General features: G+C 57.7%; 18 protein-coding genes and 1 tRNA gene. 8 read left to right on the top strand and 11 right to left on the bottom strand.

From position 1 onward, the window contains the following. Positions 1-83: 83 nt before the first annotated feature. On the bottom strand, positions 84-2003 hold the full coding sequence (gene dibA / locus J5M66_RS15175; protein ID WP_207808061.1) for a phosphodiesterase DibA: 1920 nt from the start codon (positions 2001-2003) through the stop codon (positions 84-86). A 147-nt stretch (positions 2004-2150) separates the two neighbouring features. On the opposite strand from dibA, the gene desA reads away from it, so the two are divergent. Continuing rightward, positions 2151-3335, top strand: a complete 1185-nt coding sequence (gene desA, locus J5M66_RS15170) for a delta-9 fatty acid desaturase DesA (protein ID WP_071174023.1) — start codon at positions 2151-2153, stop codon at positions 3333-3335. Positions 3336-3530: 195 nt separating this feature from the next. Next, complete coding sequence (locus J5M66_RS15165; protein WP_130902991.1) at positions 3531-4520, top strand: sensor domain-containing diguanylate cyclase; 990 nt, start codon at positions 3531-3533, stop codon at positions 4518-4520. A 135-nt stretch (positions 4521-4655) separates the two neighbouring features. On the opposite strand, the gene J5M66_RS15160 is transcribed toward J5M66_RS15165, so the two are convergent. The 3 genes from J5M66_RS15160 to gabD all read right to left on the bottom strand — a co-directional run bounded on the left by J5M66_RS15160 (position 4656) and on the right by gabD (position 8907). Beyond that, complete coding sequence (locus tag J5M66_RS15160; protein WP_136494185.1) at positions 4656-5867, bottom strand: response regulator; 1212 nt, start codon at positions 5865-5867, stop codon at positions 4656-4658. A gap of 134 nt (positions 5868-6001) precedes the next feature. Continuing rightward, positions 6002-7279 (bottom strand): 4-aminobutyrate--2-oxoglutarate transaminase, encoded by a 1278-nt coding sequence (gene gabT / locus J5M66_RS15155; RefSeq protein WP_016772251.1) that lies wholly within the window; start codon positions 7277-7279, stop codon positions 6002-6004. 185 nt (positions 7280-7464) lie between these two features. After that, positions 7465-8907, bottom strand: a complete 1443-nt coding sequence (gene gabD, locus J5M66_RS15150; RefSeq protein ID WP_024011131.1) for an NADP-dependent succinate-semialdehyde dehydrogenase — start codon at positions 8905-8907, stop codon at positions 7465-7467. Between the two features lie 433 nt (positions 8908-9340). Here gabD and J5M66_RS15145 point away from each other — a divergent pair. From J5M66_RS15145 to J5M66_RS15125, 5 genes are all read left to right on the top strand, one after another. Continuing rightward, positions 9341-9417 (top strand) — tRNA-Arg (locus tag J5M66_RS15145). A 338-nt stretch (positions 9418-9755) separates the two neighbouring features. After that, a complete protein-coding gene (locus J5M66_RS15140) occupies positions 9756-10556 on the top strand; it encodes a Dam family site-specific DNA-(adenine-N6)-methyltransferase (RefSeq protein WP_207808062.1) in 801 nt (266 codons plus the stop codon). A 124-nt stretch (positions 10557-10680) separates the two neighbouring features. Next, positions 10681-11811 (top strand): metallophosphoesterase, encoded by a 1131-nt coding sequence (locus J5M66_RS15135; protein ID WP_341802449.1) that lies wholly within the window; start codon positions 10681-10683, stop codon positions 11809-11811. After that, positions 11808-13733: a hypothetical protein gene (locus tag J5M66_RS15130; protein ID WP_207808064.1), complete on the top strand. Its 1926-nt coding sequence runs from the start codon at positions 11808-11810 to the stop codon at positions 13731-13733. Before J5M66_RS15135 ends, J5M66_RS15130 begins: the two co-directional genes overlap by 4 nt. A 9-nt stretch (positions 13734-13742) precedes the next feature. Then, positions 13743-14645: a hypothetical protein gene (locus J5M66_RS15125; protein WP_207808065.1), complete on the top strand. Its 903-nt coding sequence runs from the start codon at positions 13743-13745 to the stop codon at positions 14643-14645. A 156-nt stretch (positions 14646-14801) separates the two neighbouring features. Here J5M66_RS15125 and J5M66_RS15120 read toward each other — a convergent pair whose 3' ends face one another. Both J5M66_RS15120 and J5M66_RS15115 read right to left on the bottom strand, forming a co-directional pair. Beyond that, a complete protein-coding gene (locus J5M66_RS15120; protein ID WP_207808066.1) occupies positions 14802-15071 on the bottom strand; it encodes a hypothetical protein in 270 nt (89 codons plus the stop codon). A 46-nt stretch (positions 15072-15117) separates the two neighbouring features. Beyond that, positions 15118-15678: a YbhB/YbcL family Raf kinase inhibitor-like protein gene (locus J5M66_RS15115; RefSeq protein ID WP_016772253.1), complete on the bottom strand. Its 561-nt coding sequence runs from the start codon at positions 15676-15678 to the stop codon at positions 15118-15120. Positions 15679-15817: 139 nt separating this feature from the next. Between J5M66_RS15115 and J5M66_RS15110 the strand changes: the two genes are divergently transcribed. Next, positions 15818-17341: an FAD-dependent oxidoreductase gene (locus J5M66_RS15110; protein ID WP_207808067.1), complete on the top strand. Its 1524-nt coding sequence runs from the start codon at positions 15818-15820 to the stop codon at positions 17339-17341. An 18-nt stretch (positions 17342-17359) separates the two neighbouring features. Here the strand turns inward: J5M66_RS15110 and pgaD are convergent, their stop codons facing one another. The 5 genes from pgaD to J5M66_RS15085 form a co-directional block, all read right to left on the bottom strand. After that, complete coding sequence (gene pgaD, locus J5M66_RS15105) at positions 17360-17890, bottom strand: poly-beta-1,6-N-acetyl-D-glucosamine biosynthesis protein PgaD (RefSeq protein ID WP_123444120.1); 531 nt, start codon at positions 17888-17890, stop codon at positions 17360-17362. Further along, a complete protein-coding gene (pgaC, locus tag J5M66_RS15100; protein ID WP_016772256.1) occupies positions 17887-19242 on the bottom strand; it encodes a poly-beta-1,6-N-acetyl-D-glucosamine synthase in 1356 nt (451 codons plus the stop codon). The genes pgaD and pgaC overlap by 4 nt, the downstream gene beginning before the upstream one ends. A gap of 1 nt (position 19243) precedes the next feature. Then, a complete protein-coding gene (gene pgaB, locus J5M66_RS15095; protein ID WP_024011127.1) occupies positions 19244-21241 on the bottom strand; it encodes a poly-beta-1,6-N-acetyl-D-glucosamine N-deacetylase PgaB in 1998 nt (665 codons plus the stop codon). Between the two features lie 12 nt (positions 21242-21253). Next, positions 21254-23734, bottom strand: coding sequence for a poly-beta-1,6 N-acetyl-D-glucosamine export porin PgaA (gene pgaA, locus J5M66_RS15090; RefSeq protein ID WP_207808068.1), 2481 nt, complete (start codon positions 23732-23734; stop codon positions 21254-21256). A gap of 236 nt (positions 23735-23970) precedes the next feature. Further along, positions 23971-25476 carry a YdgA family protein gene (locus J5M66_RS15085; protein ID WP_207808069.1) on the bottom strand — a complete coding sequence of 502 codons (1506 nt, stop codon included), beginning with the start codon at positions 25474-25476 and terminating at the stop codon, positions 23971-23973. Positions 25477-25501: the final 25 nt, after the last annotated feature.

Here is a 25501-nt window from a genome sequence, read left to right as displayed (position 1 = left end):
AGTCCCATTTCTTGGGGCCGCTACGCGACCCAACGGGGATAAATCCCCTCACCACAAGGTCGGTGATAGCCATATAGGCCTATTCAGCCAATCAATGGCGTTTTCGCCCAATCAAGCCGATCCGCAGACACCGGCCGCCCAAACCAGTAGCCCTGCCCCAGATCGCATTCCTGCGCCAACAGGAATGTCGCCTGCTCAGCCTGCTCGATCCCCTCGGCATGCACCTGCATACCCATGCTCCGCGCCAGCGCGATGATCACCCGGACAATCGCCACGTCATCCTCATCCCACGGCAACCCGGCGACGAAGCCCTGATCAATCTTGAGTTTCTGCACCGGCAGGCGCTTGAGCCGCAGCAACGACGAATAGCCGGTGCCGAAATCATCGATGGCCAGACGCACACCCAGCTCGCGCAAGCGATACATCTGTTCCAGCGCCACTTCCGGGTCGTCCATCACCGCGCTTTCGGTAACTTCCAGTTCCAGATACGCCGGATCCAGCCCCGTGTCGTGCAGCACCTGCGCTACCTGCTGGTAAAGCTCACGTCGGGCAAACAGCCGCGAGGAGACATTCACCGCGACGAACGCCAGCACCACGCCGCTCTGCTGCCATTGGCACATCTGCCGGCAGGCCTGCTGCATCACCCACGCATCGATCTCGGCGATCAGCCCGGTACGCTCGGCAATCGGAATGAATTCTGCCGGTGACACCAGACCGCGCTGTGGATGCTGCCAACGCACCAGTGCCTCGACGCCGATCAGACGGCTGCTGTGCAGGTCATGCACCGGTTGGTAGTAGACGCGCAACTCCTCCTGCTCCAGTGCACGGCGCAGCTCGAAGGCGATTTCGACCCGTTGCTGGGCATGGGCGGTCAGCTCTTCGGTATACAGCGCGTAGCCATTGCGTCCGCTGCTTTTGGCCTTGAACAGCGCGCTGTCGGCGTTGCGTAACAACTGCTCGGCGCTGAGGGCATCGCTGGGAAACAGGCTGATGCCGATGCTGGCGTTGATGAACAGTTGATTGCCATCTACCAGCACCGGCTCCTTCAAGGCGTCCAGAGTCCGTTGCGCCAGCGCGGCAGCCTGGGCCGGCTGTGGACAACTTTCCGCGAGCACCGCGAACTCGTCACCGCCGAGCCGCGCCAAGGTAATGCCGTGGCCGAACAGTTCCTGCAAACGCGTCGCCACCGCTTTTAGCAATCGGTCGCCGACGTTATGCCCGAGGCTGTCGTTGATCATCTTGAAATGATCCAGATCGAGCATCAGCAGCGCGCAGCCACGCTTGTGTGTCTGCGCGGAAGACAACGCCTGCTCGGCGCGGTCGCTGAACAGCAGGCGATTGGGCAGATCGGTCAACGGATCGTGATGCGCCAGGTGTTTGAGCTCGGACTCGGAATCCTTGATCGCACTGATGTCGGAGAACACCGCCACGTAATGGCTGAGCCGTCCGGAATCATCGTGAATCACCCGGATGGTTTGCCACTGTGGATAAATCTCGCCAGTCTTGCGCCGGTTCCAGATCTCGCCGCTCCATTCACCTTCAGCCTCGAGGGTAGCGAACATCGCCTGATAGAAGCCCGGCGGATGATGGCCGGACTTGAACAGACTGGGCTGCTGGCCGATGACCTCGTCGCGCCGATAACCGGTGATCTCGATAAAGGCGCGATTGACGTGGACGATCAGGCCCCGGTGGTCGGTAACCAGCACCCCTTCGCGGGTGCAGTCGAACACGGCGGCCGCCTGACGCAGACGCTCACGGTCGGTGTGGCGCTCGCGCAAATGCGCGCCGATGCCGAGAAACCCGCACAGCCGCGCCCGTGCGAGGAAAATCAGCACGGCGCTGATCGTTGCCAGCAGATAACCGTTGATCAGTTGCCAGCGGGCCAGCGCACTGGAGTCATCGAAGAATCTGCTTAATAAATGATCGGAAACCTGCAGCCACACGGCGGCGAGTACGAGGTAGAGCAGCGCTGCACGCAAGGCATCGCGGTAAGTCGCAGACATTCGGTCGTCCATGTCCCTACAAAAAGGTTGGAATTATAGGTCAAGAAACATTCAGCGACTTCTTATCTGAAAGGGCGACTGGTTTTATCTGTGTGCTTAGTGATAATGCAACGGCTGTTTTTATCTTTATCGAGGGCCCTATAGCCTATGTGGTACGAAGGTTTTCTTGGCTTGTCGGCCTGGTCACTGGTCGCGGTCACCCTGCTGATGACCCATGTGACGATTGTTGCCGTCACGGTCTATCTGCACCGTTACTCGGCCCATCGCTCGCTCGAGCTGAATGCGGGTCTGAAACACTTTTTCCGTTTCTGGCTGTGGCTGACCACGGCGCAGAACACCCGCGAGTGGACCGCCATCCACCGCAAACACCACGCCAAATGCGAAACCGAGGATGACCCGCACAGCCCGGTCATCAAGGGCCTGTCCACGGTGCTGCGCACCGGTGCCGAGCTGTATCGCAGCGAAGCGCAGAACCCGGAAACCTTGCGTATCTACGGCAAGAACTGCCCGGAAGACTGGATCGAACGCAACCTCTACAGCCGTTATCCGCTGCTGGGCGTGGCGATCATGGGCGTGATCGACCTGCTGCTGTTCGGCACCATCGGCATCACCATCTGGGCGATCCAGATGATGTGGATTCCGGTGTGGGCCGCTGGCGTGATCAACGGCCTCGGCCATGCCGTCGGCTACCGCAACTTCGAATGCCGTGACGCGGCGACCAATCTGGTGCCGTGGGGCATCCTGATCGGCGGCGAAGAGCTGCACAACAACCATCACACCTACCCCAACTCCGCCAAGCTGTCGGTGAAGAAGTGGGAATTCGACCTCGGCTGGGCGTGGATCAAGGTCTTCTGCTTCCTGCGTCTGGCCAAGGTGCAGCGGGTCGCACCGATTGCCCACCGCGTCGAAGGCAAGGGCAGCCTGGACATGGACACCGCCATGGCGATCCTCAACAACCGCTTCCAGATCATGGCCCAGTACCGCAAATTGGTGATCGGCCCGCTGGTCAAGCAAGAGCTGGCCAAGGTCGATCATTCGGTGCGCCACCAGTTCCACCGGGCCAAACGCCTGCTGTCGCGGGAAACCAGCCTGCTGGAAGACCGTCATCACTTGCGCATCCAGACCATGCTCGAACACAGCCATGCGCTGAAAGTGATCTACGAGAAACGCCTGGCTTTGCAGCAGATCTGGGTCAAGACCAGTTCCAATGGCCACGACATGCTCGCTGCCATCAAGGAATGGATTCACGAGGCCGAGGCCAGTGGCATCCAGTCGTTGCGTGACTTTGCTGATCAGCTGAAAACCTACTCGCTGCGTCCTGCGACTGCCTGACCGGCAATGAGGCTGTGATCTCGAAGATCGCAGCCTCGTTGCACACGTCGCCTCCTTAACCCCGCCGCCCGGCGGGACTCGGTAATGGCCGGGAACTTCGCCGAAAATCCCCTATCTCAAAGACACTTCGCCATCCCGGCGGGCTGTCCTGTGGCCGTTGTCGACATTGCGGCGCGCCCTTTGAGATTTGTGCCGATGGTCAACAACAACCAGAAAGACACAACCTACACCCAATGGCCAGAGGCCGCGCAAACGCTGATGGCGCTGATGCATGCGCAGGGCGAAGTCGCGCGCCTGAGCGAGCGCGAACAATTGATCAGTTCGCTGCTGGTTAGCGTCAACGCCGTGCTCTGGGCTTTCAACTGGGAAACCCGCCAGGTTTTGTACGTCAGTCCGGCCTATGAACGGATCTTCGGCCGTTCCGCCGCGCTTCTGCTGGCGGACTACAACCAATGGCGCGACAGCATTTACCCCGATGATCTGGAGTACGCCGAGCAGAGCCTCGCCGAAGTCCTGCACCGAGGTGCGGTGGAAGATCGCGAGTACCGCATCATCGCGGCCGATGGCCAGGTGCGCTGGCTCAGCGACAAATGCTTTATCAATCGCCAGGACGAGCCCGGGCAGCCGGTGATCATCGTCGGCATCGCCGAAGACATCACCGACAAAAAACACATGGAAACCGAGCTGCAACGCTTGGCCACCACCGATGTGCTGACGCAAAGCAGCAACCGCCGCCACTTCTTCGAATGCGCCCACCGCGAGTTCGCCGAGGCGCGCCGCCAAGGCACACCGCTGGCCTTCCTGCTGCTGGACATCGACGATTTCAAAGTGATCAACGACAGCTACGGCCACCCCGAAGGCGACAATGTGCTGCAACGGATCGCCGAATGCGGGCGCGGCTCATTGCGCCGTGGCGACCTGTTCGGACGGATTGGCGGTGAGGAGTTCGCCGCGGTGTTCCCCGGCTGTGCGCCGGAGATGGCGGTGCAAGTGGCAGAGCGCCTGCAACAGGAGATCCAGCGACTGCGCTTTAACCACGACGGCCAAGCATTCAGCATCACCGTTAGCCAGGGTCTGACCAACCTCACCGACGAAGACAAGAGCCTGGACAGCCTGTTCGCCCGCGCGGATGCGGCGATGTACGAGGCGAAACGGCAGGGCAAGAACCGGATCATTGCGGCCTGATCCCGGTTTCCACGCCTGGTGCTGTACCTGTGGGAGCGAGCCTGCTCGCGAAAGCGTTCTGTCAGTGAACTCAAAGCTGAATGACACGCCGCCTTCGCGAGCAGGCTCGCTCCCACATCGGAATGTGGTGATCTGTCATTTGCGCATCCGCATCAACTCCGGCAGCCCGATCTTGAGCAACCGCGCCGTCCGGCTCTTCGCCAGTTCCTCAACGCCTTCATGCTCGGTCAGCCGCGCCATCTGCGCGGCCATGTGCATCACCAGCGCCTCGCGACTGTAAACGCCACCACCGAGCTGGTAGGCCGAAGCAATCAACTCGCGCAACTCCAGCGGCAGACGCCAGCGGGTGCGCAATGCCGAGCCATAAGAGGCACCAAACTTCGCCAACGCTTCACCGACCTCCTGCAACTCGTCCAGTTCGCCGCCAGCTTGCTGCCATTCCTGCAAGCAGCGCAGCAGCGCCAGATCGCCGAGCCGATGCAGCATGCCCGCGCAATAGCAGCGCTCCTGATCGAGATCGAGCAGGCGCGCCAGCGTGCGGGCGTATTCCGCCGTGTGCAGTGACAGCCCCCAATAGCGCTCGGCGTAATCCGCCAGGCATGGATCTCTGAGCCGCGCGCTACGTTTGAGCGCCAAGCCGAGAATCAGGTTCATGCTCTGCCCGGTGCCGAGTCGGTGCAGCGCCTGGGCCAGGGTTTGCACCGGCGCGCCGTAGTGTTGCGCGGCACTGTTGGCGGCTGCGATCAGCACGGCGGTAATCTGCGGATCGGTGCGGACCTCTTCCTCCAGCAGCTTGAGGTCCAGCCCCTCGGGATTGAGGCTGCGCTTGACCGCCACTTGCACGTCGGTCATCAGCGGCGCGCCATCGGCCTGCTCGCGACGCCGTTCAAGGAACACCGACAGGGTCATGCCCGGCGCCAGTGCCGGCATTTCGCAAACCACTGCTTCGCCAGCGTTGAGCAGCAACCCCTGCAAGCGCTCGGTCAGGCCTTCCATGTTCAACGGTTTGGTCAGGTACGCCGTCGGCGCCAGCGGAATCGCTTCGCGCACGCTGGCGCTGTCGTTGCGGCTGCTCATCAGAATGAACGGCAGCGGCGGATTGCGTTTGCGCTGGCGGACGCTGCGCAGCACATGCAATCCATCGATGCCAGGCAGCTCCCAATCGACGATGGCCAAGTCATAGGGCACCTCGCTGAGCAACGACATTGCCTGCTGGCCATCGGCACACAAATCCAGGCGCGCATCGCAGCGCACATTGAGCAGCACTTGTTTGAGCAGGTCACGGGACCAGGGATCAGCCTCGGCAATCAGCACCCGGGGTACGGCGGGTAAATCAACGGCAGTCATGCGCGCTCTCCTTGCAATGTCTGAACCTTAGCCAATGCTGGCGATTCGATACAGCGCAAACCCGTCCGATGTGTTTCAAGGGACGAAAAAAACCCGCCGAAGCGGGTTTTTGTCGAGCGGGTCACACGAGCGGATCAGAGTTCAGAGAAGCACTCTTCGATGATCGCCAGGCCTTTGTCCAGTTGCTCGTCCGGCGACGTCAGCGGAACCAGCACACGCAGCACGTTACCGTAAGTGCCGCAGGACAGCAGGATCAGGCCCTTGTCACGCGCCTTGGCCACCACAGCGGCCACGGCAGTCGGGTTCGGCTTGTGGCTGTCGCCGTTTTCGAACAGCTCGACCGCGATCATTGCGCCCAGCGCACGCACTTCACCGATGACCGGGTACTTGGCCTGAATCGCCTTCAAACCGGTGACCAGGCGCTCGCCGACAGCCTTGCAGCGGTCCAGCAATTGCTCTTCTTCAAACACTTCCATGACTGCCAGCGCAGCGGCGCAAGCGATCGGGCTACCGGCGTAGGTGCCGCCCAGACCGCCCGGAGCGATGGCGTCCATGTACTCGGCCTTGCCGCACACGCCGGCCAGCGGGAAGCCGCCAGCGATAGACTTGGCGAAAGTGGTCAGATCGGCGGCAACGCCCATCTGTTCCATGGCGAAGAAGGTGCCGGTACGGCCAGCGCCGGTCTGCACTTCGTCCGCAATCAGCAGAATGCCGTGCTGGTCGCACAAAGCGCGCAGACGCTTCATGAATTCCTTCGGCGCGACGTAGAAACCACCTTCGCCCTGCACTGGCTCGATGATGATTGCAGCGATGTCTTTCGGCTCGGCATCGTTCTTGAAAATGCGCTCGATGGAAGCGATCGAATCGTCGATGCTCACGCCGTGCAGTTCGTTCGGGTACAACGCGCGGAAGATGCCGCCTGGCATCAGGCCCATGCCCGCCGAGTACGGCACAACTTTACCGGTCAAACCCAGGGTCATCATGGTGCGACCGTGGTAAGCGCCGGTGAAGGCAATCACGCCAGCGCGGCCAGTGGCGGCACGGGCGATCTTCACGGCGTTTTCGACGGCTTCGGAACCCGTGGTGACCAGCAGGGTTTTCTTGGCGAAATCACCCGGCACCTTGGCGTTGATTTTTTCGCACAGCTCAACGTACGGTTCGTAGGCCAGCACCTGGAAGCAGGTGTGGGTCAGCTTGTTCAGCTGTTCAGTCACGGCGGCGATGATTTTCGGGTGCACGTGGCCGGTGTTCAGTACAGCGATACCGCCGGCGAAGTCGATGAACTCACGACCTTCAACGTCGGTCACGGTGGCGTTCTTTGCCGACTCGGCGAAGATCGGGTGAATCTGGCCAACACCACGAGGTACGGCATTGGTGCGGCGGGCCATCAGTTCAGCGTTAGTCTTGCTCATTACAGTCCTCATTCGCCGCTCATCGGGCGGCGTGGTTCAAGGATGAAGCGGGAGGAATCGGCGGTGGCAGCATGCGATGATCGACTGCCACGGCGTTCCCGGCCGCAGAGAAAATTCCTGTTTGAAACGACGCAAAGGGACAGCGCTCTCGTGCCCTTTGCGTTTGCAGCGATCCCTTTCCCGGCTTAGATGCCCAGGCAGAGGTATTTGATTTCCAGGTAGTCTTCGATGCCGTACTTGGAGCCTTCACGGCCCAGGCCCGAAGCCTTGATGCCGCCAAACGGCGCGACTTCGTTGGAGATCAGCCCAGTGTTGACGCCCACCATGCCGTATTCCAGCGCTTCGGCGACACGGAACACACGGCCGAGGTCACGCGCGTAGAAGTAAGAAGCCAGACCGAATTCGGTGTCGTTGGACATGGCGATTACTTCGGCTTCGTCTTTGAAGCGGAACAGCGGCGCCAGCGGACCGAAGGTTTCTTCCTTGGCCACGGCCGCGTTTTTCGGCACGTTGGTCAGAATGGTCGGCTCGAAGAAGTTGCCTTCCATCGCCTTGCCGCCCGCCAGTACGGTGGCGCCTTTGCTTACGGCATCAGCGATGTGTTCCTGAACCTTGGCCACGGCTTTTTCGTCGATCAGCGGGCCGGTGGTGGTGCCGTCTTCCAGACCGTTGCCGATCTTCAGTTTGGCCACCGCCACTTTCAGCTTCTCGGCGAACGCATCGTAGACCGCGTCCTGAATGTACAGACGGTTGGCGCAGACGCAGGTCTGGCCGTTGTTGCGGTACTTGGAAATGATCGCGCCTTCGACGGCCTTATCCAGATCGGCGTCGTCGAACACGATGAACGGCGCGTTGCCGCCCAGTTCCAGCGAGACTTTCTTGATGTCCTTGGCGCATTCGGCCATCAACTGGCGACCGATTTCGGTCGAGCCGGTGAAGGACAGTTTGCGCACGATCGGGTTGCTGGTCAGCTCGCTGCCGATGTCGCCAGCGCTGCCGGAGACCACGCTGAACACGCCCGCAGGAATGCCCGCGCGCTGGGCCAGTTCGGCCAGGGCGAAAGCGGAAAATGGAGTTTGCGATGCTGGCTTGAGCACCATGGTGCAACCGGCGGCCAGCGCCGGGCCGGCCTTACGAGTGATCATCGCCGCCGGGAAGTTCCACGGGGTGATCGCGGCGGTGACGCCGATCGGCTGCTTGATGACGATCAGGCGCTTGTCCGGCTGATGGCCCGGAATCACATCACCGTAGATGCGCTTGGCTTCTTCGGCGAACCACTCGATGAACGATGCGGCGTAAACGATTTCGCCCTTGGCTTCGGCCAGCGGCTTGCCTTGCTCGAGGGTCATCAGGCGCGCGAGGTCGTCCTGGTTCTCGATCATCAGTTCGAACCAGCGACGCAGCTTGCCGGCACGCTCTTTGGCGGTCAGTGCACGCCAGGCCGGCAGCGCTTTGTCAGCAGCCTCAATGGCACGGCGGGTTTCAGCGGCGCCCATCTTCGGCACGGTGCCGAGGATTTCGCCGGTGGCCGGGTTGTTGACCTTGATCGTCTGACCGTTGTCGGCATCGACCCAAGCGCCATCGATGAAGGCTTGCTGGCGGAACAACTGGGTGTCTTTAAGCTGCATGTCGGCTTTCCTTAACAGCACCGCGGCCTGCGCGGAGCAAATTATGATTGTAGAAAGGCGCCTCGCAAGGCTGCCGTCAGGGAAATCAGTGAGCGGATTGTGGCGCATCAACAGTGCACGACCGGGCGCACTTGCGCTGCAACATCCCGCCAAAGAGCGTTTGAAATCTCAAACGGATCGTAGGTTCAAAGGGGGTAAAGGACAATAGGTCGTTCGAAAAAAAGAACAAAAATGCCGCTTTTCAGATCAACGTACCGAAAACCCTTGCCGCAGGAAAAACCTTAGATCAACCCCGGCAAAGCGCCAAGCGAGGGTTTTGCAGGACGTTACCGCTTTAAGGAATGCAGCGATTTTGCACCGACACGCACACTGACAAAACCCGCCAAACCCGGCATGGACGCCCCGAGCCGACCTAGGTATGATGTCGCCCGCTGCACCAGTAGCTCAGCTGGATAGAGTACTGCCCTCCGAAGGCAGGGGTCGTGGGTTCGAATCCCGCCTGGTGCACCATGAATCAAACGAGAAAGCCTCAGGCCTATGGCCTGAGGCTTTTTTGTACATATAAAGGAAGTGAAAATTGGTACGCCATCAGACAAACCCAGCCCGAGACGGTCGTTTGGTTTCGGTGGACAGGGATGGATGCTGGGAAAGCCAATGCGGAGCTGATCACCATGCAGCGCAACATGCCGAGATTCTAAAATGAATTTTTCTTTATTTTCATTCCAAGTTAAGGTATAGCTCGTTGCGGATAAATTCAGCAATCGAGAACCGATAATGGTTATGCTAGAAAGTCCACTTCTCGATGCAACATACATTCAAAAAAATTTACAGGACGCTGTTAGAAATAAGTGACGATTAAGAACAGACCACTTATACGTTGGGCAGGTAGTAAAACGCGGATTCTGCACTTACTTACTGAACATAGCCCAACAAAGTTTGAACGGTACATAGAGCCATTCTGTGGATCCATGAGCCTATTCCTGCGGCTTTGCCCAAAAAAATCAATAATGGGCGACATTAATGAAGATTTGATAAATTTTTACAAGAATGTAAAAAAACATCCGCAAGAGATCTCCAAAGGGATTCACTCCATATCGCGAACGAAAGAAGAATATTATCGAATTCGCTCTTTAGATGGCGCGCAGCTCTGTGACATCGATAAAGCAATACGTTTTTTCTTCCTTAATCGGCATTGCTTCAATGGCGTATATCGGACGAACAAAAGTGGTCAATTTAATGTTCCATTCGGTAGCAAACTAACTGAAGTGCCTAGCCACGAAGAAATAATCGAGTTCGCTAGAAAAATCAAAAATACAACGTTTCATAATGGCGATTTTGAGTTTACCATTCGAAACGCCAAGGCAGATGACTTTATATATTTAGATCCGCCTTACGCCGGGACTGAGTCCCGTGATCGAGGAGAATACGGACCTAACTCTTTTAAAGAATTAGACATTATTCGTCTGCGACAAACATTAGAAAGCGCATCAGAAAGAGGGGTGAAAATACTCTTATCCTACGCGAGCATTACAGCGATAAAAGATCAGTTTAAAGATTGGAATATTAACGAAATATCAGTCGAACGTAGTATTTCAGGCTTCGCCAAGGGTAGAAAAAAAGTCCCGGAAGTTATCATAACGAACTACTAAAGTACTAAATATGCCCTTACCTGCGCCAATCAGAATTGCCATTGCAACGGACCTGCATTATACGGCTGACAGTGCAGGGAAAATATCGACCCAAGTTTGCGTTCATGGGACCAAGATCGATCCTATGAGCCGTTTGATTGACGACTTTCAAAAAACCAACCCTTTACTGCAACCACTTGCAGAAATTCTCATATGTCCTGGCGACATCACAACGAGAGCATGTATAAAATCGTTCGAGCACGGATGGAACGACTTAAAGAATCTAAAATCTGTTCTCCAAGCAAAGCATTTGATAGCCGCAACAGGCAATCACGAGGTCAGTTCAAGAACTTCGGAAGAACATGAAACCCCAGGCAACGCCGAGCTTGCGATTCAGCCAATCGAGCATTTAATATCGACCCAAGATTATCCAGCAGAGTTCTCTAACCCAGAAAAAAAATGGGTATATTGGGGCCGAGGATATGAAGTCTTGGACGGTGACGATTGGGTTGTGGTGACAATAAACACTTGCCACTATCACAATTCGCTACTTCCTAACGAATATGAAAGGGGTCGGATTGGCAATTCCGCTCTCGCGGAGTTGAAAACAGAGCTGAAAATCTTATCTAAAAAATATGCCTACAAAGTCATAGTGCTTCACCATCCACCGCTGAATCACGAAGATTTAGATGTTAGCCTCGGTAAAATCGAGATGTATAATGGAAACCTTCTTCTTCAAACCATTGCGGAAACAGATGAAGACTGGCTAGTAATTCATGGACATAAGCATTTATTTCGCTTAACACGATCAGGCGGCGAGGACTTTTCACCAATTGTTTTAGGCGCTGCAAGTTTTGGGGCTTTGTTGCAGGGTGACCTAGCGAATAAAACTAAAAACCAATTTTATATAGTTCAACTAAGCATGGTTTCCGAGGGTGGAAAAAATAGACTTCGAGGGACTGTTGAGTCTATTTACTGGGAAGGCAGCACGTGGAACATCTGTAGCCATGTCGCACACGGCCTTCCTCATGGGTGTGGCTTTGATCAATCTAGCTCAGTTAAAACCGCATCTCTAGCACAAATTATTAAACAGACATTGCAAGACTCCGAGTCTCCAGTTTTGACTTGGCCTGAGCTCAGAGAGAAAATCAGCGAACTCAACTACCTTATGCCTAAAGATATTCAGAGCCTTCAAAGACGACTTGAAGAAATTGGAGTATATAGGACGCCGGATCAAGGCACATGGTTTCCTGATGAACTTTGGGTGAACAAATGAACGACATCACTTCAACAACTAACGATACGTTTAATGCTCGACACAAATCATCAGTTGAGGTCGTTGCAGACTTTATTCCGCCGCCGCAGTTTGAAGAACTTATGGCTTTTAATAACTGTATATTGGTAGGGCCACGGGGCAGTGGAAAAACGACTTTACTAAAAATGCTTCAGGCGCCTGCGTTATTGAGCTGGACCAATTCAAAATCGGATCGCACCGTAACCTCGATAAAGTTTCTTGGTGTGTTCGTTGCTGCGGATGTGCGGTGGGCAAAACAGTTAGAGCTGGTAACTAAAGATATCGAGAAGCCAGCTCTACGGACTGCAATTCATGAGTGTGCCTTCAGTAATTTTGTAAGCCTCGCACTCATAGAAGCTTTAGAAAAATCTCTAGCTTTGGGAATACTTAGACCGATAGATTCAGTCTCCGATGAATTTGGTCGCATCCAGCAAGCTGAACTTTCAAAAAAACTGTCCGACATCTGGAAAACGCAATCGACCCCCTCATTTTCCGCACTAAAACATGCTCTACGAGTTCAACAATCTGAACTTCAAAAAATATCTAGCCGACTTGCGTTAACAGCAAGTGCAGATCTTGCCTTTACTGAATATCCTTTTATTGGGCTCGGGTGGTTGAATTCTTTTACGCTTGCCATCGAGACCATCAACGACCAACTGAACTTAGAAAATCAAAAATGGGCGTTACTTGTAGACGAACTGGAAATTATCCCCCAGGATCTTTTAGAGCGAATTTTGTCTCCCCTACGCTCCACCTCCGGCAACCTGGTCTTTAAGTATGCATTAAGCCAAACGGGAGCCGGCTCAAAATTTCTTTCCAGCAAAGAAGAAGACATTCCTCGCCAGAGCAATGATTTTTCTATAATTCCACTCTGGAACGAGAAAAAAGAAGACACGCGTAACTTCGCGAGCATGCTCTTATCCCACGCTTTAAAAAACAAAGGGGTTATTGGACCCGAAGCAGACCTCGCCGAAGCTTTAGGCCTATCTGGGTCGGCCGAAGAAACTACGGACGCTGAAAAAGAAAACGACTCTGGCAGAATATCTATTGAACAACGAAAGAAAATATTTTCGGAGCTAGAGCGTAAAGACACGTCTTTTAGCGAGTTTCTAAATGCAAAAAAAATCGATATATCTGACCTACCAACTTCAGACAAAATCACAAATGGCACCCTCGTGAGGAAAATAACGCCCCTGGTTTATCTGAGAAATCATCTATTAAAAAGTTGGAGTATGGATAGATATGTAAAGCGATCCAAGGTTAGCTCTCAGCCTTATCAAAGATTTCCTAACATATTAGACTTGACCGAAGGCAACCCAAGGTGGATTTTAAATCTGGCGGAAACTCTGGCATCCGAAACAAGAAAAAAAGGTGCTTCTATCAATTCCCAAGGGGTTCAGGCGTCTGCCATTTCTGCTTTTACTGATAGATTTATATCTATGTTGAAGGTCTACCCTATTAGAAGCACTCAGAATAAAAGCTCAATAACGCCTTATGGCTTCCTCCAAATACTTGCGGAGCACATTCAGGAAAAAATATTCTTCAATTCGTTCTCTCCTGATCCTGCGCTCTCCTTTACGATCGACGAACAATCCGCTATCGAGTTCGGAGAATTTATTTCGATATGCATTCACCTCGGCGCTCTTGTCTTCGTGGATACCGAAGTTAGTAAAGAATCAGTATTTGTGACGGGCGCATCAGGATTACAAGGTCGCCATGTTCGTATCTGTCATAGATTAGCTCCTGAGTTCTTCCTACCCTTGCGTGCCGGCCGCCACATTAAGATGTACAGCGCTTTAACCAAGGTCAAAGACGAGATATATGTCGAAAAGGTCACACCTGTTAAAGCAACGAAAACACCAGTAAGATCCCCGGACGCAGCTAGTCAACTAAAACTATTTTAGGTCAAAAGCATGACACTAAATACGTTAGAGAACTATACACCTCAATATCACCACCCTATTGACTGTGATTTATTTATTAATTATAGTTGCTCGGAATCGCGTTCCACCAACGTACTTGAGAAGCTGTCAATCACGGCAGGAAAAATATGTACTTTGGTTGATAAAACGAGCACGCACTATACAAGCATCGATGATCAGCACCCCGATCATTACAGCTCTATCGCTTCACTTCTTAAAGTAATCAAAACGTTTCTAGCCGGTACGACAATAAAAATTGTCGCTGATATCTCTTGCTTACCCAGGAAGCAAATGGCCGATCTACTAGCGACCATAATACAAACAAGTACCGAAACAAATATAGAACTGATAGTTCTCTACTCTCTGGCAGAGTTCACTCCGCCTAACGATAATACCCTAGCAAATCTGAGTATAGAGCCCGTTCATAAAGCATTTGCAGGTTGGTCGACTCCTGAAACAAAGCCTACGAGTCTGATATTAGGGTTGGGCTACGAACCAGATAAAGCCGAAGGCGCTTCTGAATATTTCGAGCCGTCAGATCAATGGGTGTTCATCCCTAAATCTCCAGTTCTGGAGTTCTTCGATCAGGTCAATCAGAACAATTACAACTTAATACAGGAAACCGATGACAATCACCTAATTGAATACGACGTCAATGATCCAGAAATGACGTACGGACAGTTGGAACTAGTTATAAGCACGCTAGTACGAAGTTCGAACCCGGTGCTACTTCCTTTTGGCCCCAAAATATTCTTCTTCCTCTGTCTAATTCAGTGCTTAACCCATCCGGAGTTGGGAGTTTGGCAGGTAGAAAGCGAAGAAAGCAGTGCAACAGTGGACGTTACAGCGTCTGAGCACATTATCGGCGTGCGCTGTTTATTCGGGAGTATTTAAAGCTAGCATCAAAACTCTGAAATTTTGACCAGCTCTTAACGCTTTGACGAAACGACATATTCCAGCGGGAGCGATTCAGGTTTCTTTTGAACTCTACCGCTGGATCTGCACTAGCCGTCTAACGTTGAAATACTTGAGTTAAGTTCTTGAAAGAAGTCACTCCGTCGTCCAGTCAAACTCATCATATTCACCGTCGTCATCCCCCTCCTCCTCAGCCTCGTCAAACAGCTCATCTTCTTCAACGAGGTCTTCTTCCGGCTGATTCAGCAGAAATTCCTTACGTGTCTCGGTTACTGCACGCCGCATTTGTTCGCCCTTTTCCGGGCAGTTGAGTAGCTGGGCGATGCGGTCGATTTTTGCTGCCACGGTGTCCTCCAGCGCATTGGCAATGGCTCGATAGTGCGCGTTTTCGCGGGGCAATGCCAAATGGCTGGGGAATCAGGGCAGTCAGCCGCCCGTGAGCGGCCGAACCTCAGCGGTGATAACGCCGCACCGCGCTGCTGTTACGCAGCACATGGCCTTTGATTTTCTCCATCAGCTCGGCGCGGGTCAGGCCCGCAGGCAGGGCGTCCGGGGCAAGATCGAGGGCGTAGATCTGGATGATGTAGTGGTGCGCGCTGTCGCCCACTGGCGGGCACGGACCCATGTAGTGGGTGTTGCCTTTGCTGTTGGTGCCGCCGACGCCTTCGAGCGCGGATTTGGCGCCGACGCCGGCCGCGATCTGGTGGGTGGTGGGTTTGATGCCGTAGTGAATCCAGTGATCGACGCCCAGACCTTTCTGGCCATCCGGGTCGTGCATGACGATGGCGTAGCTCTGGGTCCCGGCCGGGCCGGCGTTCCAGCTCAGCGCCGGCGACTGGTTCTTGCCGCCGCAACCGGGTGCGTCACTTGCCGCTGCCGAGGTGAACAGACGGTTATCCGACACGCCGGGGATGCTCAGGGTGAAGCGCTCCTGGGCCTGTGCCGGGAACTGCACGCAAAGGGTCACGGCGATGGCCGCCAGCCATGGGTTGAGAGAGGTCAATCGGGTCATTCCGGGAGCACCTTGTGCAGTGAGGCCGTCGTCGGCCCGCAAACTATAGCTGTACCGTTCGTGCCTTGGCAGTAGCAAATGGCTGAACCTCGCGCGGCGCCGCCAACTCACAAGAGAAATGCCTGCGAGGAAGCCGAAAATGTCCCTGCACCGTGTCGCCCGCTTCGCCGATGTCCCGCAAGACCGTGGCCTGCAAGTCGAAATCGGCGACTGCAAGATCGTCCTGCTGCGTGCCAACGGCGAGTTGCGGGCGTTTCAGGGCCTGTGTCCACATGCCGGCGCACCGTTGGCCGAGGGGGCGTTGTGTCATGGCAGGTTGATCTGCCCCTGGCACAAGGCCGCGTACCGCGCCGAGGACGGTGGCCTGTGCGAGCCGCCATCGCTGGACAGTCTCAAGCGCTATCCGCTGGAGTTGCGCGGCGATGAAGTCTGGGTCGATGACCAGCCCCTGCCCGATCCGCATACCCCGCCCGCTGACGACCCAAGAACGTTCGTGGTGGTCGGCGCCGGGGCGGCGGGCACGGCTTGCGCGGCGGCGCTACGCGAGAAGGGTTTCGGCGGACGCATCGTGCTGGTCGACGGCGAACCGGATGCCGGCTACGACCGCACGGTGCTGAGCAAATTTGTTCTCGCTGGAGAGATGTCACCGAAAGAAGTGCCGCCGCTACGCGATGAGGCGTTCTATCAAGCGCAACGGATTGAGCGCGTGCAAGGCGAAGTAACTTCACTCGACGCCCCAGGCAAAACGCTGCATCTGAACAACGGCGGCATCCTGCGCTACGACGCCGCTGTACTCGCCACCGGTGGCGCGCCCAATCCGTTGAAGCTGCCTGGTGCCAAGTTGGCCAACGTCTTCGTCCTGCGTTCTAAAGCACAGGCTGAACAGATCATCAACGCCGCTCAACCGGGCCAGCGCGCGGTGATCATCGGCGACAGTTTCATTGCCCTCGAATGCGCGTCGGCCCTGCGCGAGTTCGGCCTCGACGTCACCGTGCTGGCACGCCATGCAATCCCGTTTGCCAAGCAATTCGGCGAGGCCGTGGGCAAAGCGATTCGCGGGTTGCACGAAGAGCACGGGGTTAAGTTCATCAGCGAACACGAGGCTACGCAGATCCTTGGCGAGGACAAGGTCGAGGGCGTGCTGCTCGACAACGGTCTGCGCCTGGCGGCGGATCTGGTTCTCGCCGGCGTCGGCGTTCACCCGGCCACTGAACCTTTCGTATCATTGCCCAAGGAAGAAGACCAATCGTTGCGTGTTGATGACGGCATGCGCGTCAGCGATGGCCTGTGGGCCATCGGCGATATCGCCACGTTTCCGTTGAATGGCCAGCCAACCCGCATTGAGCATTGGCGCCTGGCCCAGCAACACGCGCGCATCGCTGCGGCCAATATGCTCGGTGGCGAGGAACATTATCTGGATGTGCCGTTTTTCTGGACCTACCACTTTGGCAAGAACTACGACTATCTCGGTCACGCGCAGGAATGGGACGAGGTCGAGTTCAGCGGTGAGCCGGAACAGCCGCCGTTCCTTGGCCTGTTTGCAAAAGACGGCATCGTCGTTGCGGCGGTGGCCTGCGACAAGCAACGCGCAATGGCGTTGCTGGCTGAGCGCATGAAGCAACCTTTGCGGATGAAAGAGGCCTGGACGCTGATCCAGGCCTGACACCGGCGCTGTGCGAGGTCAGGTCAGGCGTTTCACCGGCTCGCGACTGTCGTCTTCTTCGGCATGCAGAAAGATCACCCGTGGATGCTCCAAAGGTGCCAGCGGCGCCGGTAGTGCTTGCTGCTGAAGCGGCCAGAAGTGCGTTTCGACATGGCTGATGTCGCCGTCCTGGTCGTTGTGAATGGTCATCACCCCCGGCGTGCGCAGTTTCTGGAAACGCTCGTCGCACAGCTTGAAACTCTTGCTAAGACCTTCATCGCCAATCACCGGTGACGGCAAACGGCGCTGGGCGAAGCTGCGGCTTTTGCGTTGCTGGTAACGCGCCCAGCCGATCAGGATCACCGCGTTGACCAGCGCCACCCACATATAAACCTGCAAAGTGCCCAGGGCATCGAATGCCGAATGATCGATGCGCGGGCCGCCGCTGGTTTCGATCAACGGCCATAACCCGCGTACCAGCAGGAACAGCAGGCCGACCCAGGCCAGGACGGTGAGGATCACGTCGATCACCACGAGAAAGGGCCGTTGGCGAGTCCGGATAATTTTCATTTGATGACTTCCTCCTGGTCGTCGCCCAGCGGTTTGATACCCCGATCAGGACTGACCCAGCGCGCGCGTTTTTTGTGTTGGCTGAACAACACCTTGGGGAAACTGACCAGGGTGGTCAGCAGACTGACGAGCCAGAACACCAGCGGATACCAGACCACCCAGAACATGGTCTTGCCCAGACCCGGCTCATAGCGCCGGTCAATGACGATGCTGACAGCGAACTGCACCAGGCAGACGAACGCCAGCAACAGACCGGTGAAGGCCGGCGGCATCAGGTGATCGACGGCGATCGCGTCGGGCATGACCATGAACTTGCCCATGCCCCAGAAAATCACCGACAGCAGGAAAGTGAACGCCCAACCGGTGGACAGGCAGTACTCGAACAGCAGCGGCCACAGGTAGCGATGGCGGTACTGCCAGATGCCGCGAATGTTCTTGAACAGCACTTCGGCGCCGCCCTGAGCCCAGCGCAGACGCTGCTTCCACAGGCCACCGAGGGTTTCCGGCATGAGGATCCAGCACAGCGCACGCGGTTCGTAGAAGATGCTCCAGTGATCGAGTTGCAGCTTCCAGCTGATGTCGATGTCTTCGGTGATCATGTCCGGGCTCCAGTAGCCGACCCGGTTCAGCGCGGTGCGGCGGAACGCGACGATCACGCCGGAGACGGTGAAGATGCGCCCGAACACCCGTTGCGTACGTTTGATCAACCCGATGATCGAGGAGAACTCGCCGACCTGCACCCGCCCGATCAAAGTCGAACGCGTGCGGATGCGCGGGTTGCCGGTGACCGCGCCAAGACGTGCGTTATCCAGCATCGGCGCGACCAGATAAGCCGCGGTGTTCGGGGCCAGCAAGGCGTCGCCATCGATGCACACCAGATACTCGCTGCGCGCAGCGATCGCGCCCATGCGCAGAGCCACAGCCTTGCCCTGGTTTTCCGCCAGATGCAGAACCCGCAGTCGCGGATCTTCCTTGGCCAGCGCATCGAGCACTTCGGCGGTGTTGTCCTTGGAGCCGTCGTTGATCGCGATCACTTCGATGTTCGGGTAGTGCTGGGCCAGCGCCGCGTAAATGGTATCGGCAGCGTTATCGCCTTCGTTGTAGCAAGGAATCAGGATCGAAATCAGCGGCTCGCCTTCCAGCGGCGGCGGCAGCGTGTCGTCCTGCCATGGCCAGTGGCGCTCCCAGTGCAGCCAGAAATACAGACCGCCGGCGATCCACAACCCGGACATGAACAGCGGGTAGAAGAACACGAACGACATCAGGAACTGGCCGGTCACGAGGAAGATCAGCCCCAGCGGAACGCCAAGGACAATCGCCAGAACAAGCAGGGCTAACAGTCTATCCAGCATGTTATGGATTCCATTTGTTGGAGAGTGCAGGCCTTACGGTTTTCAGGTCTGGCAGGTTGTCGAGGAAGTTGTCCGGGTAGTAACCGAAACTGGTCGCGCCCTGGCGCTTGAGCCGGCCCATCCAGTCCGCCAGATGCACGGCATCGATATCGGCCTGATCCTTCTGGTTCCAGTCACGCGCCTGCAATTCGAACACGGTGCGGTTGAGCGCGCCGGGACGTTTCTTCACCGTGGCAACCAGTTCTTCCAGCCACGGGCCGGACTCGGCCAGCGTCTGTTTTTCCATCAATGGCATGGCCATCGGCGCCGTCCAGTCGTAAGTGGCGAGGAAGTCATCGAGGTTCTGCGCGAACCACGCTTCGCTTTCAGGATTGAGCATCGGCTCGGCGAAGATGTTGCGTGCGGTCAGCACTTGCGGGCCGCGAATCGCACGGACCTTGGCGGTCAGTTCGTTGGTGAAGTCGATCAGGTAGCGGCTCTTGAAACGCGTCCAGCGTTGCATCGCTGCCGGATCGTCGCGCAGCGCGGCAATCGAACCCGGCAGACCTTGAGCGGCGTACGCCTTCAAGGCATCCGGGCTGGCGTCTTCGAAATCCGAAAGCACCGCATCGTCGTGGTAGAGAATGCCGTCGACCGAGGTCAGCCGCGCCACGTCTTCATAGATTTCACCGATGATCTTGCGCACTTCGGGATTGAACGGTGACAGGCGTTTGTACTGCTTCGGGTCGACCGAGGTGATGGCGGTTTTCGGGTCCCAGCGGGTTACACGCGGCAGTTTCGAATCCAGTTCGAAACTCAGCACCGGCATCCATGCAAAGACTTTCACATGGGCACGGGTGCGCAACTGCCAGGCGACGCGGTCGAACAGGTCCGCGCGCATCGGCAAGTGACGGTTGGGGAAGTACAGCGAATGCACCAGACCATCGCCCTTGGGATCGGCGAAGGCTTGCAGGAACACCGTGCTGGCGCCGAGGTCAGCCATGCGCTGCACCAGTTTGCCGAGGTTGATGTCCTGCTGGGCCGGGTCCGGGTCGTAGACGTTGTCTAGATCGACATGCACCACGCGCATCGGCGCTTCGGCCTGCACCGAGACGATGCTGTTGGCGAAATGCTCGCCGTCAGGATCGGACGCGACGAGAAAGCGCGGCCCGCTCATCAGGTTATCGAGGGTGTCGAGGCCGTCGTCCAGGGTCAGGGCCATTTCATAGCCCTCCTCACCGACCACGGTCAGCGAGGTACCGTCGGCGGTGCCGTACGGCCAGACCCAGACCCGTGGTTTGTAACCGGTGGCCTTGCGGATCTTCTCGGAAATGTTCTTCACGTCGGTACGAATGCGTGCCTGGAAATCGGCTTCGGATTCATAGCGCTTGGTCACCGGGTCATAACGCCGGGTCGCGGCGGCCGGTTGCAGGTTGCCCTGCGGGTTGCCAAGGATGCCTTTGTGGTTGGCATCGGTGTGAGCGGCGATCTCTACCAGACCGGACTTGGAAATTTCGCGGATCTGCTGCCAGGTCAGGAAGTTGTCACGGTTACGCGGCGTGCCGGCGAAATCCACCGGTTGATTGAGCGGCGTGTCGATCCAGGTGCCCACCGGCGCCAGCAAGGCTGGCCAGTTGTAGGCGCGCAGCACCGGCAGCACGCGGGTATAGAAGCTGGCATAGCCGTCGTCGAAACTGAGCAGCACCGCTCTCGCCGGCAGCTCCGGGCCGCCCTTGCGTGCGGCCATGATCTGGTCGACGGTCACTGGTTTGTAGCCATTCTCACGCAGCCAGGCGAGCTGCTCGATCATGCGCTCGGTGCGCACCGCCACCACGGCCTGATCAGGATCACGGTCTTCGACATCGTGATAGGCGATGCCGAGCACATGGTTTTTTGGCCACGGTTGTTCACTGGCCGCGACCGGGCGCTCGGAGGGCGGCGCGAAGGCCGGGGCTTGCTGGGCGCAGGCGCTGACCAGCAGCGCTCCCAGCAGAAGGATGAAACGCGAGATAAAAGGCATCTTCAAACTCTTCTAGAAGCGGAAAGTGAGGTCGACGAGCAGACGCAGATCAGTTTCCCGATCACCGTCGTAAGGCCGGTTGATCACACTGAACATGCCGCCCACATCGAGCACGTCGTTCCAGGCGTACCTTTGGCCGTAACCGAGCAATGCCATGCCGCCGGTGCCGTGGTCGCGCTGGCTGTAGGTGCCCGCGCCGGCCTGGAATTGCTGGCTCCAGGAAGTCTCGTAGCGGTGGTAGAGCACGTGATTGACGTTGACCAGCGGCATCACGCTGAAGTCCGACTTGGGGTTGAAGTACGGCACGTCGTCGGATTTCGAGTTGTGGCTGGTGCCGACTTCCAGGCCGGCGTCGACCTGAATGTTCGGCGCGGTGTAGATGCCCTCGCGCCCGGTCACCAAGGCTTCGACGCGGTTGTTGCCATCGCTGAAGTGCGACGGGCTGACCGACACGCGCCACTCGCGGCTTTCGTTGGCGCGCCAGCGCAGGAACGCACTGCCGCCATTGGCCTTGATGTCGCTGTTGAGCGCGCGCAGCGGGGTTTCCGCCGAGAGGTATTCGAGGCTGCCGCCGTACTGCCAGTGATCGTTGATGTCGCGGGCTATCGCCAGGCGTGCGCCTTGTTTGTCACCGAAGCCGTAATCGTGATTCGACACCTCGGCTTCGAGGGTCATGTCACGGGTGCGCCGTTCCAGGCCGACACGCTGGAAACGATGGTGGCCAGTGCCTTCGGCGAAATCACCGGTGGCATAACCGGCGCCGGCAAACACGCGCCAGTCTTCATTGATCGGTGGGCTGTACAACGTGCTCTGGATACCGAAATCACGGCTGCCGCTGACCGCACCGGCATCGCCGCTGCCGCCACCGTTGGCCTTGCCGCCGTAGGCTTCGACACGCAGTTCGGCCATGTCATGCACTTCCCGTTCGCGAGCCAGGCGCTGCACCTGGCGGTTGTCCGGATAGCGCGCAACCACGTCGTCGACCAGCGCATCGTTCTGCCGCCACTCCTGCAACTCCATCGCGGTGCGCGCCTGAGCGACTTCCAGGCCGGCATCGCGCGGGGCCATGCTCTCGGTTTCCTTGAGCTGGCTTTCCGCGCGGCGCGGCATCTGGCGGGCGAGGTAGAGATCGGCCTGGGCCAGACGCAAGCCAAGGTTGCCCGGTGCCTGATCGACCAGCGTCTGCAAGCGCTCTTCGCCGTGCGGAAGATCGGAACCGTAGGTACCGGCCTGGGCGGCGAGTTGCTGGGCATCCATCCATTCGTCGTTGGGGTTGCCGATCGGCAAGCCCTTGAGCTCGACACGCGGACGCTGGGCTTTCGCTGCGTCCTCGGCGACCTTGCGTGCTTCGTCGGCGCGGTCGCTTTCCAGCAGCGAGTAGTACAGCGCAGTGGTGTCCTCAAGACGATCACCGACATCGGCGTCCGGCGCCGAAAGCACCTGGCGATACAGATCGGTGGCAATCTCAGGCTCGCGTTGATCCAGATAAGACGCCGCCACCCAACGCAGGGCGTAAGTCGGAATCTCCACGCCCTCGGCTTGCAGCTTTTGATATTCGCTGATGACGTCGGCAGTGCGTGCCCGGGCCTTGAGCGCGCCCATGCGGTCGATGCGCCAGCGCGTCACGTCATCGTGGGCAGTGGCGTCAGGGGTCCAGGTTGCGAGCAGTTTGTCGTAATCGGCCAGCGCGCGGTCGGCGATGACATAGCGTTCCTTTTCGCTGCGGGTGGCCAGTTCGGCAAGGCGCACGCGTTCGGCGGCGAGATCGCCTTCGAGCCGGCGCAAGGTCACCGGATCAATCAGGCCGGGACGTTGACTGGCCAGACGCAGCGCCGGTTCAGGCAGACGGGCCTTTTGCAGCGCGACCACGTACTCGCGGGCGACTTCCGGTTTGTTGCCGGCGCGGATGAAGGCTTGATCGAATTCAAACAGCGCATCGTATTGTTTGCCGGCGCGGCCGAGGGCATAGCCCAAGGCCAGGCGGCGTGACGGATCGTCGGGTTTGGCGGCGACCAGCGCCTGGGCGCGGGTGACGGCCTGATCGGGCTTGCCGGCATCGGCCTGAGTCAGCGCGAGGCCCAGTTGCAGGTCAGCGTTGTCCGGCTCCAGCGCCAGCGCCTTGTTGTAGACCTGGGTAGCCTGATCCCAGCGCTTGAGGTTGCGATAGGCACGCGCGGCGGCGGTCAGTGCCTGCACCGGCAGGACGCGGTCGCGACCCTGGGTTTCATAGACCTTGACCACTTCGGCATCGAGCCCGGCCCAACTGGCGATTTGCAGGTGATCGCTGACCTGGCCGTCGCTGGCCTGGCCCGGCGGCACCTGACGCAAAACCGTCAGCGCAGGCGTGTAGTGCCCGGCGCGGGCATCGCGCACCATCTCGTCGTAGGGTGTGTCGGCCAACGCCAGCACTGGCCAGAGCAACTGGCTGCACAGGGCGAATCGGAACAAAGGGCGCAAACCACGATGTAATACAGGGCCATCAATACGCGGCATTTGTCAGCATCCTTACATGGCCAGCCGGGTCGCAATGCCCTCCTTGCCCATTCGTAACGGTGGCCGACGATGACAGCCCTCGGCCAAGCTTGGTGAGGCAGTCTGCACGCAAGCGTAGTCGAATTTTCACAACGCAATAATTGTTCAGAATCGGCCTGTCTGTACAAAACCCGTACAGCAAAACGCCCGGCGCCTGTTTACACAGGGGCCGGGCGTCTGGAGGGCGCGCGGTGGGCTTATTGCTCTTGGGTGACGCCGGCAAACTTGCTCATGAGGAAGCCGATGAACTGCTCGACGGTCATCTTCTGGCCGTTGAATTCGACCTGATTGGCCGCGTAATGCAGTTTGGTCACCACGTTGGTGCCGTCGGCGACAGCCAATTGCGAGCCGACCGCCATGCCGGCGAACATGTCCGCCGCTTCCTTGGACTGATCGACGATGGCTTTGGCGTCAGTCTGGCCATCGAGTTGCGCCTGCACGCTGAGCAAATCGACGAGCATCGGCTTGGACACCTGAATGTTCAGGTCGAGCAGCGCGATCAGTTGCTTGCCGAGTTGATCCGGCGGCAGGTCCATCGATTGCGGCTTGGTCAGGTCGATCACCAGATTGGCGCGGCTTTCACCGTTGGCGGTGTTGAACGACAGATTCTCCAGCGCCAATTGCGGGCCGGCCGCCAGCAACTTCTGCAGATCGGCTTTGACCTGGGCGTTTTCCGCTTCGGTCAGATTCAGCTCCGGTGCCGGCAACCCCTGTGCGGCAGCTTCGGCGGCAGCTTTTTCGTACGGCTGCAGTTTGGTCTGGTAGATCTGCATCAGCGACATGGTCGACGGAATGTCGAGGTTCTTCAGGCTCATGGCCATGGCCGCCGAACCGACTTTCTTGTCGTTGAGCGTCACTTCGCCGATTTTGTAGTCGGCACGCCCCGAGGCGTTGCTGCCGCTTTCTTCGGTGCGGTTCTTCATTTCGAAGTTCTTCACGCCCAGCACCATCGGCTTGGCGCTGAAGGTGGTTTTGCTGCTGGTCACTTCCAGGGTGTTTTCCCCGGTGTAGTAGCCGTAGCTGCTCTTGGCGAGGTTGCTGGCCAGGGTCAGGCCGTTGAGCTCGACCTGCACCGGCGCCTGGTCTTCCGACACGGTGACCAATTTCAGGTTGTCCATGTAGCCGTCGGCCTTGACTTTCTGCGCCTGGGCGCTGGCGGCGATGTCCATGCTCAGACCGGAAAATTTCAGGCTCGATTGCTCATCCAGCGCAGTTTCGAACGGCACCAGGTTGAGGGTGCTGGTGGTCGATTCGTCGTAACCGATGTTGGTGACGCCCTTGAGCGGCGCGGCGCCGTTGGTGGCGGCGAACCATTTTTCCGTGGACGGGCTCTTTTCCAGCTCGTAGTTGCTGGTGGCCATGACCGGCAGCCACTTCAGCGAAACCAGACGCGAGAACGGCAGCGGGCCGTGTTCGATGTGGTCGACGAACAGCAGCTCGACCGGCGCATCGCCGAACATCTCGCCCTCGCCCTTGAGACGATAGTGCGCGGTGCTGGTGAAGGTGTGGCGTTCCAGCGACACCAGTTCCAGCGACGCGGTGCCGTTGGAGCCGGCCATGGCGGTCTGCAACTCTTTGTTGGCGTTGGTCACGGCGTTGTTCAGCACGCCTTCGATCTTGGTCCCGGTGTACCAGGCCCCGCCTGCGCTGATCGCGCCAATGGCAACAACAATTCCGAGAAGCACGCCTGCTGATTTATTCATGAATGACCTGATCGGTTTCCGTGGC

The sequence above is a fragment of the Pseudomonas sp. 67(2021) genome (genome assembly GCF_017491835.1).
In the GTDB taxonomy this organism is placed as follows: Bacteria; Pseudomonadota; Gammaproteobacteria; order Pseudomonadales; family Pseudomonadaceae; genus Aquipseudomonas; species Aquipseudomonas atacamensis.
The sequence above is the reverse complement of the archived record's forward strand: the minus strand, read 5'-3'. Positions and strand labels throughout refer to the sequence as shown.